Genomic DNA, 14,535 nt, shown 5'->3' with positions numbered 1-14,535 from the left:
CTTTAATGTAATAGAAGTTAGTAAGCACCATCTTTCTTTAAAACAACACCAATAGTCTTAAATAAAATTGCAATATCATTCCACATCGACCAGTTTTTAACATACCATGCATCTAAATAGACACGGGTTTCATAATCAACATCACTTCGCCCACTTACCTGCCATAGTCCCGTCATCCCTGGTTTACTAAGAAGATAATAATCAACCTCTTCATTATAGCGTTCTAATTCTGCAGTAATGATAGGTCTTGGCCCTACTAAACTCATTTCCCCTTTCAGTACATTAAATAGCTGGGGCAATTCATCTAAGCTAGTACGCCTCAAGAAAGCCCCAATTTTAGTAACTCTAGGGTCATTCTTTAATTTAAAAGTTTCTTCCCATTCTTTTCTTGCATTTATATCCTTCAAAAGAAGTTCTTCTAAAACTTCCTTTGAGTTAATAACCATCGATCTAAATTTTAAACATTTAAAAGGTTTCCCGCCTTTCCCGATTCGCTCATGGCCATAAATAGCTGGTCCACCATCTTCTTTAACTTTGCGACTGATATAGATTAATATTGGCGAAAGCAAAATTATTATTGAAATTGAGCCTATGATATCAAATATTCTTTTTATAAGTCTTGATGACAATTTTGCCAAATTTTGCTGAACTCTGAAAATCATAACTTCGTGGCTAAAAATAAACGACATATCTGTGCTATCCAAAGGCATACCACGCAGTGTTGGTATGACTGATACGTAGCGATAGCCTTTAATCATAAAATTCCGTAGCCATGTATTTCTTATTTCACTTTGTGAAGATTCAACAGCAACGATAAATTGGGTATTTTTATTTTTATTTTTTAGCCATTCTATATCATTTGGTAAGACTGGTATATTGTTAATAATCGATTTGTTTGTTTCATGATCATCGCTCGCAATAAAGCCGACTATTTCAAGCCCCAGATTTCTCTCGCTACTTATTGCTTTAAAAGCCTCCTGCGCATTTGGACCATTACCTATGATCCAAGTTTCGCGCCGCCACAGGCCTAATGAATCGAGAATACGCTTGGCTGTCATGCGAAAAACAGGCACCAGCAGCAATACAAAAACCCAAGTCAAAATCCACAAGAATCTAGAGAATGACCATGTTGTGAAAGCCATTACGGCTATTTCAATAACACCAAAAATAATTAAAGTCCGTAATATCTCTTTCAATTCAAACCAAAACGTTTTACGATAAAAATAATGTCTAAGCCTGACTGAGTACCAAGCAACACAACAAAATGCAAGAATCCAGTGAAGAAAAACCCATCCTTTTATTTGGTTAACATGTATGGATTCAAAAGAATTACTTGCCGTAAGATTTAATATACCAATCGCCAGATAAAGCGATATAATAAAGCTTATTAAGTCTGTGATAGCAAGCGTAATGCTTACTATAAAATTCCGCCCAAATGGTGTCATATTATTTTCTCGCAAATTGAGTTTTATAATATTAATTTTTACTTATTGTTAATAACTGTAAAGCCGACAATAAATGTCGGCTTTAAAAATCACATATTAAGAATCTTTATATGAATATCCATAATGATTATAACCATAGCCATAGTAACTACTTGCCTTTTTGACAACACCATTAAGAATACAGCCTTTAACAATCACGCCACTTTGCTCAAAACGCTTATAACTCACTTCAATTTCTTTGGGCGTGTTTTGTTCAAATCGCGCTATTAGCAAAGTTGTTCCAGCATAATGACCAATGATGGCTGCATCGGTAACAGCTAGTATAGGTGGTGTATCTAATATAACAATGTCATAATTATTGCTCGCCCAAGTAATTAACTCGCCAAATCGTCTATGCATCAACAGTTCAGCTGGATTAGGAGGAACAACTCCACGAGATATGAAATCGAATTCTACATTCTTTATTTTTTTTACTGACTTTGGTAAATCATTTTTACCAGATAGAAAATCAGAGAGCCCATATTCATTTGAAACTTCAAATAATTTATGGGTATAGCCTTTACGCATATCTGTGTCTATTAATAAAACTTTTTTTCCTGCTTGCGCAATAATTGCAGCTAAGTTTGTACTAACAAACGTCTTACCAGCATTTGGACTAGCTCCAGAAATCATTAATACATTGTTTCTAGCCTCCATCATTGCAAAGTGAAGACTAGTTCTTAAACCTCGAATTGCTTCAATTGCAAGATCAGCTGGGTTTTCAATCGCTAGAAAACCATAAGTATCTTTATTTCGATTTTTTTTCCAAGATGGCGTTTGAACCATTCTTTTAGCGAATGTTTCAGACACAGGTATACTCGCATATACATTAATGCCTAACTCTTCAAGTTGCTCCGGATTCTCAATCCCACGTCTTAAAAACACTCGTAATAATACTATTCCTACTGAAGCAGCAAATCCCAGAAACACTCCGATCAAGACAATTAGTATTTTCTTTGGCTTTACTGGTTTAGTTTGTGTAATGGCTGTATCAATAATTCTAACATTACCAATTGCACTTGATTTTGCAATATTAAGCTCTTGTTGTCGATTTAATAATTGCATATAAACAGCCTGCCCCGACTCAACATCTCTACTCAATCTTAATATTTCTTGTTGAGTTTTTGGCATAGCTGAAACTTTTTTATTCAATTTTTCTTTTTCGTCTTGCAGCGTTTTCCTTTTCTCTAGTAAGGCTTTATAGGTTGGATGCTCTTTCGTATATAGTTGTGATATTTCAGACTCCCTGAATGTTAATTCATTGAGTTGATTATCAACATTAACTATCTGCTCTAACACAGATTTAGCCTCAAGAGAAAGATCTACCGAGTCTTTTTGTCTTCTGTACTGATTTAATGTATCTTCTGCAATATCTAGATCTTTACGAACCTTTGGCAGCTGTATATTCAGAAACTCTAAACTTTTTTCATCTTGCGCAGCTTGTCGTGCAATATTTTGTGACAAATAATTTTGTGCAATACTATCGACAATTTTGCGAATGAGAATTGGGTTGTCACCCGTTAAAGAAAGTGTAAGAATTCCAGTATCTTTTCCTTGATCGGCTACTGTAAATACATCTTGTAAGTCTGAAATTGCTTTTAGTCTATCTACATATTTGACGGTGAATCTACTGCCTGGTTTTGCTGAGATTTCAGAAACTTTTAGTGAAACCCCTTCTTCATCTATTGGTTTTCCAACAGTTCCTTCTATAACTTTATTATTATATTTAACAAAATAATGCGATTGATCTTTGACTTCTATTTCTAATTCGGATGCCTCATCATCAATTCTTGGAATATATAATCTTGTTATTTCTAATGTACCAATTTTTTCGCCCATCAGCCTCGATAAACCTTTCCCAAAAACAGGAAAATATTTTGGTTCAATTTTTGACTGTAGATTCAAATCGTCGACCGTTTTGCCTAAAATCATTCTTGACTGTAAAAGAGCAATTTCAGGAGCTGACATTGGTTGGCTATTTGGAAGCATTTGGCTAAGATTGCTTAAAATAGCATTACCTTGCTTTTGCTCGACCTGTACTAAAGCATCAGCTTTATATATTGGTGTCGCAAAAAGCGCATATACTAAGGCCAGTACGGTGAATAATGCAGTCACAGAAATAATAAGTTTTCTATGATCAATTAATTCACCGATTATTCGGCCTATATCTATTTCATCCGTATCTTTTGTGACGTTATGTTTAAGTACTGGAGACATGCAATGATTCCTGATTATTAACCGCTTAGTTTTTCAACCCAGCGCTGACCTGTATTTTCGATTAACTGAAACACCAAAGCAAAAGCTTCTTCACTTTTACGATAAGGATCGGGAATTTCCTTTTGTCCTAACCAATGCCCAAATAGCATTGTCTTCCCTCGAGCTTCGGGTGCAATTTTTGAAATTTCATCAAGATGTTCTCGCTCCATGACAAGAATTAGATCATAATTTCTGGCTAGGGATGATGTGAACTGCCTAGCTTTATGGCCTTCTAATGATAATCCATTTTGCTGTGCAATTCTTTGAGCTGCTGAATCGGCTTCATGATCAACTAATGCCCTAGTACCTGCAGAATCTATTTTTTTATCCGGCAGAGCATTTCTTAAATAACGCTCCCCAAGCGGAGAACGACATATATTACCTGTACAGACGATAAGAATTGAATCAAACATATCAATTCCAAGTTCTTATAAATTTAGCAGTTTCAGTCATATCATGTACCCCAGTAATTGTTGGTACCAATTGAGATATAACTCTATTCCATCTGACAATTGGTGCAGACGTTACATACACGATATCATATGGTTGTAACTGAAATTCAGTTCCTAAAACCATGGCGGATGCATCTTGAGCATTTAGTTGATAGACGTTCGCAATCTTACCATTCTTACCATCTTTCAGCTGGCGAATTACAAACACTCCTGTAGCGTCACTAAATGCTTGAGACATACCTTCTGCATTGCTAATCGCCTCAGCTAAGGTCATCCCACTGCGATCCATTTTCATGGTGCTTTGTTTTCCTACCTCTCCCATAACGAACACTTTTAGATCGTCATTACGAGGCACAAACAGAATATCTCCAGAATATAAAAGATGATTTTGAGACAAATCGCCTTTTTGCATTAAAGCGTATAATGATATTTTTGTATCCTTACCATCATGAGTTAATACTACATTACGCCAGTCGGCATCAGGTGCAAGTCCTCCTGCAGCATTTATCGCATCCATGACAGTTAATGGAATGTTCGTTATTGGCTGCTGACCGGATTTAACTACTTCACCTGTTACATAGGCTTTTTGCGATCGAAATGCTGCAACGCTTACATCAACCTGCGGACTTTCAATATAAGTAGTCAATCGACTGGCGATATCTTGCCGTACCTGACTTAATGTTTTACCCGCAACCTGAAGCTTTCCAATGTATGGATAGAAAATTGTACCATCTGAATTAACCCAGTTACCTGTGTCGCTGGCGCTACGATATTGACCTGCAGGTGTTGTCAGCTCCGGGTGATCCCAAACAGTTACCATTAATACATCGCCGACCCCGATGCGATATTCATAGCTTCGGAGCAAATTATCTAATTGTGGGTTAGGTCTCGCCAGAACGGTCTCTGGACGAAGCTGATCGATAAGCCCAGGAGTCATAGGGTACACATTGACCAGTTTATCCAGATCGTAGTCACTGTCCGGGAGCTCCACTACGTTCTTCCGTAGACTGTTTAATCCCTGACCGGGGATAATCGTACAACCCGATAAAAACCCAATTGCCAACGCTAATGCCGAAAATCTAACAAGTTTTTTCTTCATAATGTCACATCATCAGTAAATCAAGATTTGCCAATTCCTGAGCAGCTGTCATAGCCGTTGCTTCCCTGCCGGCTTGTGGAGAGATAAAAGCTGACTGCGTCCTGCAGCGCTACCACCCTCTCTCCCCTGTTTTCAGCATTCAGCCTTATAAACTAAACGGTATCTCTATCCCTGCGCTAGCCCCAACGTCATCGCTGTCGCTGTTGTTAGCGTTGGTGTACCACAGGGAGGTATTCAGACGAACCGACTGATAAACATCGCCGCTCCAGCCCAGCTGTACACCTTTTAGAGTATCCGCATGAGGGAATGCTTTGTTGATCGACTGATTCTCCGGGTTAACCTTCGCGTATACTAAGCGCGTACTCCAGCGCTGGTTATCCTCCGTAATAAGCTCAACTTTACCGGCAACAAGTTGGCCATCCCCGCCCATTGCGTCACCCAGCGGATAACCCTGCTGATAGTAGCCATCCTTATAAATATGATGGGTATAGCTGTAATTGGTTCGGCTCATATTGGTGCGCGTGTCATGTGCTTCCACGTACCAGTTTACCGCATCCTTACCCCAGCCGTGGTGCCCTTCGATCCCGCCGAGGAACATATTTGCCGAAGGTAGAAAACCCGACTCATCCTCGCCTATCATCTGCCCGTAGAAGCTCACCGGCCAGCCAAGAGTCGGCTCAAGTTTGAACTTAAAATCGAACCCAGCCAACTGGTTGCCCGGTTCATTGGGATCATTCGCGGCAGTATTATCCTTGCCAGTTAAACCGTCCCAGAAGTTGCTGAGTGATTCAGGGCGTCCTTCCCCGCCCCACTGCATAATACGCGACGCACCTAATTCTAATGACTGGAACGGCGTGAAGGTAAAACGTCCGCCGATAATTTTGGCATGAGGCACAGCGGTATATTGATTCATCTGGCTGGCGGAGATCTGATACTGCCATGGGCCCACCCAGCGCAGCCACCATGTTTCCGGCGCCGCCTGCTCTGCCCGCTGCATCAGGAAGCCGGTCATCGGCCGCATCGCATCCCCTCGGATCAGGCTGCCTTCATAGCCCGGCCCCCACCACTGCGGTACCTGGCCAAAGGAGAGCCACTGGTTCCAGAACTTGACGGCGCCGTAGGCGCCGTTGGCGTTGAAACGCGAGCCATTGTTGATCCGCTCTCCCCCTTCGACGTTACCCTGAAGGTGGACATCCCACCATTCGCCGCTGTTGTTAAACGCCAGGCCTAACGAGTTATCCGCTGGCTGCGTTTGACCAAACCCCTGCGGGGTGCCCGGCTGGTCGGACGAGGTGTAGCCGGTGACCCGGAAATCGGCTTTTAAGGCAGACAGTCGCTGGTTGATACGAGCCAGAACCACTTGCTCAGAGGAATAAGAAGGTTTGGCCTTTTTTAGCGCCCGGGCGATCTCTTCCTGGCTCAGCGGCCAGGTCGACAAGCTCAGATGGATGACCCCGCGATCGGAAAGCCAGGCAAGGTCGTTACGGAGATCATTATCATTTACTACTAACCCGGCCGCGTAAGCCTGGGCTCCCAGTGAGGAAAGCAAGCCCAGCGTCACGGCAATGCGCGCAATTTTTATCATTGTACAAGATCCATTTTCAGCCCCGCTGTCGTATCTCAATGAGAATGAGGGGAATACCAAGATAGAAAGCGCTCGCGGCACCAGCTGACTTCACTGTGCAACACCGGCGAGGCAAGTACAGTTACCCTAAGCTGCTTGTCACCCTTATAACATCCACCCAGCTCACAATGTAGGCGAATTTTACCGTACAGGCTATCGATGAGACGGGAAAGTTGGTGTACAGGCGATATCAGCAGCCGCTCCTGACCCCTTTTTGAGGATATCTGATAAGCAACATAGATATCTCATCGCGTTAATCACCCAGAGAGTGTCAATTTTTATAGCCGTTCAAAGAAGGTGTTTTGTGTTACAGCGAGTGGTTTCAGCGACGCTACCGCCCCTGGCTTAACAGCTACCAGCGCACTGACTACCTGAACGGCTTATTTAATCGGCCTATGGGTGATAAATTGGTCAGGCCTTTATTTTTTGCGGCGTTAAGTCTACGGGATTTCGGTCACAATTGGGAGTCTTGCTGCCGAATATCTGCCAATTAATGCTGCTTGCCCTTTTATTGGCGAAAATAAGCGGATCAACCCTTAAGATTATTCACTACGTTAAACGGCCATACAGTGTCACGTTGTTGCCACACTATCAAGCATGAAGCTAACCATCTGTAAAACAAGATATTTTACGGAAAGGTCGCGTCATTCAAAAATCAGATGATGGCGTCTAAGTCAACTACAATTTCTAATAGTTTCCTAGTATCAGAATATTCAGCAGACGTGCTCCAGGTCCTTCCTCAGTGCATTTAAGAAACGTCTCATACCCGCTATATCCAGGCGAATATGAAATAGCAATGTAGTAGCACTTCATTATTTCATAAATATGAATTATCAATTGCCTGTCATATAGTAGATTATTTTCTTATTTGTCTAATTAACCGGCGAAAACTTAATTTCCCCTGTAAAACAAATGGCGATTACCAGACCTGCTTATGTAGATCAGTTCGAGTAAAGGGTTTATCCAGCGGCCCAATTGCAGTGGCGATTTGCCCCAGCAGGGACTGAGTCGGCGCTTTATTGCCGCTATGCAACAGGATAAGGGGGACCATCACCAGGCACGCGACGCCGCCCCAGGAAATACTCACGCTTTCCGAATGGGTGGTACGTTTTTGCAGCAACAGGAACAAAGCGCTGCCAGCAGCACCGAGCAGCAGGCCAGCAATCACTTCCGAGACGGAATGCGCATGAATGACCAGCCGTGAATAGCCCACCACTGCGGCCAAAACATAGCCGGTGACGACGGCTGCTTTTTGCACACCCGCCGAAAAACGAGCGCTGAGCAGCCATAAGAAGATAGGCCAGAAGGCCGCGGAGAGCGCTGAGTGGCCGCTGAAGCCGGTGTAATCCAGCTCGCGAATACCCAGTCCCCAGCCCATAAAGGCCAGTTTGGAGGCGCAGACAATGGCGCCGGTGATGCCGAACAGCAAACTCCACTGCCACGCCAGCAACCGCGACGTTTTACGCAGCATCAGGACAATAAACAGCGCCGCTGCGCTGGGCAGCAAAACGGTGCTATCGCCAAAAAATGAGATGAGTTGCCAGTTCATATACCTGTGATCCTTCGATGATGTCCACTGCCGTGCTCAGGGATTATCCGTAATGTCTGTACCAGCTCGCATGCCAATTCATTTCACATTTTTATGCATGCAAGTGAGATGTTTAAAGCGGAAACATGATCGCAGTCAAGTTTTATTTTTGGCTGACGTTAACCGCTTACCCTGCACTTTAGGAATTGTCGCACTAAGTGACTATTCGCAAAGCATTATTGCCGCTACTCCGACCATTGCACCACAGAGGCCAGAGACAAACTACCAGAAGTCTCCGAAGCCATACGTTTCTTTACAATCGTTATAACATTCACGTTATGAATAATTTCTGCATAACGTTATGAGCGGCGTGGCGAAAGGTTCTGCCCTGCCGCTCATCTTTACGCCAGCGGTCAGGCCAGCAGTTTTTTAATGCTTTCGCGGAATTTGGCACCTTCTTTCAGGTTACGCATTCCGTAGGTGACGAAGGCCTGCATATAGCCCATTTTCTTACCGCAGTCATAGCTTTCGCCGGTCATCAGCATCGCGTCGACGGACTGCTTCTTCGCCAGCTCGGCAATGGCGTCGGTCAGCTGGATACGCCCCCAGGCGCCCGGCTCGGTGCGCTCCAGTTCGGCCCAGATATCTGCCGACAGCACGTAGCGGCCCACCGCCATCAGGTCGGAGTCCAGAGTCTGCGGTTCGTCCGGTTTTTCAATAAACTCGACGATACGTGCTACCTGCCCTTCCGCCACCATCGGCTCTTTGGTCTGGATCACGGAGTATTCGGAGAGATCTCCCGGCATGCGTTTCGCCAGCACCTGGCTGCGGCCGGTCTCGTTAAAGCGGGCGACCATAGCGGCGAGGTTATAGCGCAGCGGGTCCGCAGTACCGCCGTCGAGGATGATATCCGGCAGCACCACCACAAACGGGTTATCCCCGACGACCGGACGGGCGCAGAGGATAGAGTGGCCCAGACCCAGCGGCTGCGCCTGGCGCACGTTCATGATGGTTACGCCCGGCGGACAAATGGCTTGGACTTCCGCCAGCAGCTGGCGCTTCACGCGTTGCTCAAGCAGGGCTTCCAGCTCGTAGGAGGTATCAAAGTGGTTTTCCACCGCGTTCTTCGAGGAGTGCGTCACCAGAACAATCTCTTTGATCCCGGCGGCGACGATTTCATCAACGATGTACTGAATCATTGGCTTATCAACGATCGGCAGCATCTCCTTTGGAATTGCCTTTGTGGCCGGCAGCATATGCATGCCTAGTCCTGCGACCGGAATAACCGCTTTCAAATTCGCCATATTCATCTTCACCTGTTTGGTTGCAAAACACGCAGTTATGCAAAATTGTACATGTCACAAATCCATTGAAACTGATAATACACGGATACTGCCCGGGCATCTGCCCGCCAAATTCTTAAATTCACTGTCACCTAAAAGAATACACACAACTTCCATTTACCAACAGTTAGAGCTGAGAATAATCTTATTTTCGTTCAGGTTATTCAGCGGCTCGTTTCATGCACGGCGCCATGTGGCGGAGAGGCGCGCCAGGCGGGCTTTCCGGGGCGCCGTGCCCGCCACGCCGCGCCTGTGCCCGCAAAGAATAGATATAGATAATAAATTTTGCCAGACAATATATTTCAGCATAAACAGCCAGATATGGTGACATATTACCGCAATTCCGCGTCTATGAACTGCGATCTGCCCTATTCTGCGCTCACTTCATAATATGAATTTTGCCGGTTTTGTGAGCGGGCTTCGCGCTTCGCTTCTCCTGTGTGCATCAATGCTCGCCGTGACAAACCGTGGGATGAAGCCCTTTTACCGCCCTCGCTGATACGCAGCCGAAAAAGTTCTGATACCGGCTCGCTTATTCCAGAGCAGTCGCCATGGTGTTATTTTTTACTGTTCTTTACCGGAACATAATTCTTATCGGTTCGCTTTATGTGCTGGAAATATATCCATCCATGGCAGGGCGATATCCGCGTCGTTATTGCATTTTAGACTCATCTTATCCATGATCGTGGTAACACATACCGCAGTCGTACAGGTTTTAATACATATGGAATGGATTGCCGATCCGTCAATCTGGGCAGGTCTCGTCACGCTGGTGGTTATCGAACTGGTGTTGGGCATCGATAACCTGGTCTTTATCGCTATCCTCGCCGAAAAGCTCCCGCCCGCCCAGCGCGACCGCGCGCGGATCACTGGTCTGATGCTGGCGATGGTCATGCGTCTCCTGCTGCTGGCCTCTATCTCCTGGCTGGTCACCCTGACCAAACCGTTAATTGCTTTTCGCGACTTCAGCTTTAGCGCCCGCGATTTAATCATGCTGTTTGGCGGCTTATTCCTGCTGTTCAAAGCGACCGTCGAGCTTAATGAGCGGCTGGAGGGGAAAGACAGCGATAACCCCACCCAGCGCAAAGGGGCGAAATTCTGGGCCGTGGTGGCGCAGATCGTGGTGCTCGACGCCATTTTCTCCCTCGACTCGGTGATCACCGCCGTCGGCATGGTCGATCACCTGGCGGTGATGATGGCCGCCGTGGTTATCGCCATCAGCCTGATGCTGATGGCCAGCAAGGCGCTGACGCGCTTTGTTAACAGCCACCCGACCATTGTCATCCTCTGTCTGAGCTTCCTGCTGATGATCGGCTTCAGCCTGATTGCTGAAGGCTTCAGCTTTATTATTCCGAAAGGCTATTTATATGCGGCAATTGGCTTCTCGGTGATGATTGAAGCCCTTAACCAGCTGGCGCTGTTTAACCGCCGTCGCTTTCTTTCCGCCAATATGACGCTGCGTCAGCGCACCACCGAGGCGGTGATGAGCCTGCTGAGCGGTCAGAAAGAAAAAGCTGAACTGGATGCTGACACGGCGTCACTGGTGGCCGATCAGGATCATCATCCGCTGTTTAATCCGCAGGAACGCTTGATGATTGAGCGGGTGCTGAACCTGAATCAGCGCAGCGTCAGCAGTATTATGACCTCCCGCCATGATATCGAGCGCATCAACCTCAGTGCGCCGGAGGAAGAGATCCGCAGCCTGGTGGAAAAAAATCAGCATACCCGCCTGGTGGTGACCGGCGGGAAAGATAATGAAGACCTGCTGGGAGTGGTGCATGTTATCGACCTGCTCCAGCAGTCCCTGCGCCAGGAGCCGCTGGATCTGCAGGCGCTGGTGCGCCAACCGCTGGTCTTTCCTGAGGGGCTGCCACTCCTCTCCGCGCTCGAGCAGTTCCGTCAGGCCCGCACCCACTTTGCCTTTGTGGTGGATGAGTTTGGCTCCGTCGAGGGGATTGTGACCCTGAGCGACGTGATGGAGACCATCGCCGGCAACCTGCCCAACGAGGTGGAGGAGATCGACGCCCGGCACGATATTCAGCATCATCAGGACGGTTCATGGACGGTCAACGGCCATATGCCGCTGGAGGACCTGGTGCAGTACGTTCCACTGCCGCTGGATGATAAGCGTGAGTACCACACCGTTGCCGGTCTGCTGATGGAGTATCTGCAGCATGTGCCGCAGGTGGGAGAAACCATTGAGATTGATGGTTATACCCTGCGCACGCTGCAGGTCGACAGCCATCGGGTGCAAAAGGTGCAGATCGTCCCGCCGGTAAAGCAGGATGAGCTGGATTATGAGGTGTAATCCTAAGGGATAAATAACGGCCCGGGGTATCCCGCGCCGTAAAATTGATAGCCAGGTACCCTGTTTATTGCCTGATGGCGCTTCGCTTATCAGGCCTACGGGATGGCGACGCAAACCGGGGGATTACCCCCGCCGCACAACCCAGGCGGGGTCAGGCGTAGCCGCCGCCCGGCCTCCACGTGACATCACACCTGGACGACATGCTCACATCACAGAGAATTGATGCTCTACCGCCGCCATACTGCCTGATGGCGCTTCGCTTATCAGGCCTACGGAATGGCGACACAAACCGGGGGACTCCCCCACCGCACAATCCTGGCCGGATCAGGCGTAGCCGCCGCCCGACATTAACGTGACATCACACTTTGACGACATGCTCACATCACAGGGAATTGATGCTCTACAGCCGCCACACTGCCTGATGGCGCTTCGCTTATCAGGCCTACGGGAGGGCGACACAAACCGGGGAATTCCCCCTATCGCACAACCCTGGCCGAGTCAGGCGTAGCCGCCGCCCGGCACCAATATGACATCACCCTTTGACGGCAATGACACAGCCCGGAAGTCCCGGGCTGATGCTCTGGACGATTACAGCTTATCGAGCAGCTTTTTGGCGTCTTTGCTCTCTTTGCTGCCTTTATTACGTTCGACCCAGTCGTTGAGGCGCTGCTTCGCTTCATCCTGCAGCTGTTTGCGCAGGATCTGGTCGACCTGCAGGCTGTAGCTCAGCGACTGCCAGTCGCCATAGATGCGCAGCGGGATGGCGGTCTGTTTCAGGCGGTCGATAAGTTTGCCCTCGCCTTTCCAGCCGCCGAGCACGCGCACGTTAAAGCGCATATCGCAGTTCTCTTTCTGCAGATCGAGCTGACCTTCGCCGGTCATCGCCATCACATCGGACTGCCCCTGCAGGCGGTTCAGCGTCACCAGCCCGTTATCCAGCGTCAGCTGGCTGCTCACGGCATCCAGGCGGGTGGCATTGTCATAGTTTTCCTGCGCCCGCACGTTGGTGCTGCGCTCAACGGCCTGTTGCACCAGCTGCTGGAAGTTAAGTCCTTCGGTTCGGGTATCGGTCATCTGGAGCTGCGCCTGGCCCTGCCAGTGACGGCGGAAATCATCCGCGTCAATGCGCGTTCCGGAAAACTCGCCGGTCAGCGACAGCTCGCCGGTCAGGCTTAATGAATAGTTGAAGGCTTTGATCAGCGAACCAATCTCCACGTTCTGCAGCGCCGGCTGGAACGTCGCCTGCGGCGTGTCGCCGCGGGCATCAAGGGTCCCGGGGAGGGAGAGCTGGCCGCCGTCGAGGTTGCCCTGCATTTTGCTGACCGTCAGCAGCCCCTGCTGATTGCTGATTTCGCTCTGCACCTGGGTGAAGTTCAGGCCGCGCCACTGCAGCTGGTCAGCGCTCAGGGCCATCCGGCCGTTAAAGCCGCGCAGGCTCTGGTAATCTTCGCGCTCATCGCTGTCGGCGATCACCGGACGCAGCGGTCGCGTCTGGCTCTGGCCCTGCTGGCTGGCGCTGCTGTCGGTCGCCGGCGAAGAGGATGCCAGCAGACTGTCAAGATTCAGGGTGGTGGCGTGCAGATCCAATGACCAGTCCGGGCGGTCTCCCAGCACCACGCTGCCGTTGCCGGTGAGGGTGCTGCCGCTGGCCATCAGGTTCAGATTATCAAAGCGCAGGGTCTTGCTATCTTCCTGCCAGCTGGCCTGCAGGCTCCCCTGACCATTGATGCCGTCGGGGGGCAGCTCGGCGCCGCGCAGCTGCCAGCTGAGCTGGCTAAAGTCGGCTTTTAACGAGTGCGGATAGTCGCCACCCTGCACGGTGGCGGAGAAGCTCAGCGCCAGGTCGCGCTGATCGCGATTGACGCGGCCGGAGAAATCAACGGTGGCCCGGTGGTTCTCATCCTGCTCCATCTGCAGGCGGATGTCGCGCACGGTCACCTGCTCGCCGTTCTCATGCTGGAAGAAGAGCACGCTGTCGGCCACCTGCAGCTGGCGCACGTCGTAGGACCATCCGCGGTCCTCCGGAGCCAGCGGCAGGGTGTTGTCATGCGGCACCACCGGCGCGGCGCTGTCGCGAACCGCCTCGGTTTTCGGGGTCAGCTGGATCACCGCCCCCTTGAGCATCACCTGCTTCACCTGCAGCTGGTGCGAAAGCAGCGGCAACAGCGCCACGTCGAGGCGCATGTTGTCGGCGCGGATCACCGGCTCTTCGGCGCCTCGGGCGGTCAGCGTCATGCGTCCGCTGAGAATGCTGAGCTGCGGCCAGACGTGCCAGCGCAACGGGCCATCGAGTTCAAGCTGATAACCGCTGCGCTCTGCCACCTGATGCACCATATAGGCGCGAAAATCGTTGGGATTGACCAGCAATACCAACGAGGTAAGCCCGGCGACAATGACCGCCAGCAGGATCATCAGCGTTGTCAGTATTCGTCTCATGGCAC

Annotated in this window: 8 protein-coding genes and 1 pseudogene; 1 reads left to right on the top strand and 8 read right to left on the bottom strand. The window is 48.6% G+C overall.

All coding sequences use genetic code 11. The annotated features are described in order from the left end of the window. Positions 1 to 17: 17 nt before the first annotated feature. The 7 genes and pseudogenes from wbaP to galF form a co-directional block, all read right to left on the bottom strand. Positions 18 to 1,445, bottom strand: a complete 1,428-nt coding sequence (gene wbaP, locus ABLV64_RS18525; RefSeq protein WP_032442098.1) for an undecaprenyl-phosphate galactose phosphotransferase WbaP — start codon at positions 1,443 to 1,445, stop codon at positions 18 to 20. A gap of 96 nt (positions 1,446 to 1,541) precedes the next feature. Next, positions 1,542 to 3,701, bottom strand: coding sequence for a polysaccharide biosynthesis tyrosine autokinase (locus ABLV64_RS18520; protein WP_065878385.1), 2,160 nt, complete (start codon positions 3,699 to 3,701; stop codon positions 1,542 to 1,544). A 17-nt stretch (positions 3,702 to 3,718) separates the two neighbouring features. Next, positions 3,719 to 4,153: a protein tyrosine phosphatase gene (locus ABLV64_RS18515; protein WP_074440949.1), complete on the bottom strand. Its 435-nt coding sequence runs from the start codon at positions 4,151 to 4,153 to the stop codon at positions 3,719 to 3,721. Between the two features lies 1 nt (position 4,154). Next, positions 4,155 to 5,291 (bottom strand): polysaccharide export protein, encoded by a 1,137-nt coding sequence (locus ABLV64_RS18510; protein ID WP_065878383.1) that lies wholly within the window; start codon positions 5,289 to 5,291, stop codon positions 4,155 to 4,157. A gap of 145 nt (positions 5,292 to 5,436) precedes the next feature. Further along, positions 5,437 to 6,876, bottom strand: coding sequence for a capsule assembly Wzi family protein (locus ABLV64_RS18505; protein WP_065878381.1), 1,440 nt, complete (start codon positions 6,874 to 6,876; stop codon positions 5,437 to 5,439). Positions 6,877 to 7,834: 958 nt separating this feature from the next. Next, positions 7,835 to 8,464: a phosphatase PAP2 family protein gene (locus ABLV64_RS18500; protein ID WP_004201539.1), complete on the bottom strand. Its 630-nt coding sequence runs from the start codon at positions 8,462 to 8,464 to the stop codon at positions 7,835 to 7,837. A gap of 315 nt (positions 8,465 to 8,779) precedes the next feature. After that, positions 8,780 to 9,753, bottom strand: a pseudogene (galF, locus tag ABLV64_RS18495) (GalU regulator GalF). A gap of 757 nt (positions 9,754 to 10,510) precedes the next feature. On the opposite strand from galF, the gene ABLV64_RS18490 reads away from it, so the two are divergent. After that, positions 10,511 to 12,094, top strand: coding sequence for a TerC family protein (locus ABLV64_RS18490; RefSeq protein WP_023318705.1), 1,584 nt, complete (start codon positions 10,511 to 10,513; stop codon positions 12,092 to 12,094). 588 nt (positions 12,095 to 12,682) lie between these two features. On the opposite strand, the gene asmA is transcribed toward ABLV64_RS18490, so the two are convergent. Then, positions 12,683 to 14,530 carry an outer membrane assembly protein AsmA gene (gene asmA, locus ABLV64_RS18485; RefSeq protein WP_230127990.1) on the bottom strand — a complete coding sequence of 616 codons (1,848 nt, stop codon included), beginning with the start codon at positions 14,528 to 14,530 and terminating at the stop codon, positions 12,683 to 12,685. Positions 14,531 to 14,535: the final 5 nt, after the last annotated feature.

Origin of the sequence: Klebsiella sp. JB_Kp031, from assembly GCF_040064295.1 — a bacterium.
GTDB lineage: Bacteria > Pseudomonadota > Gammaproteobacteria > Enterobacterales > Enterobacteriaceae > Klebsiella > Klebsiella quasipneumoniae.
The sequence above is the reverse complement of the archived record's forward strand: the minus strand, read 5'-3'. Positions and strand labels throughout refer to the sequence as shown.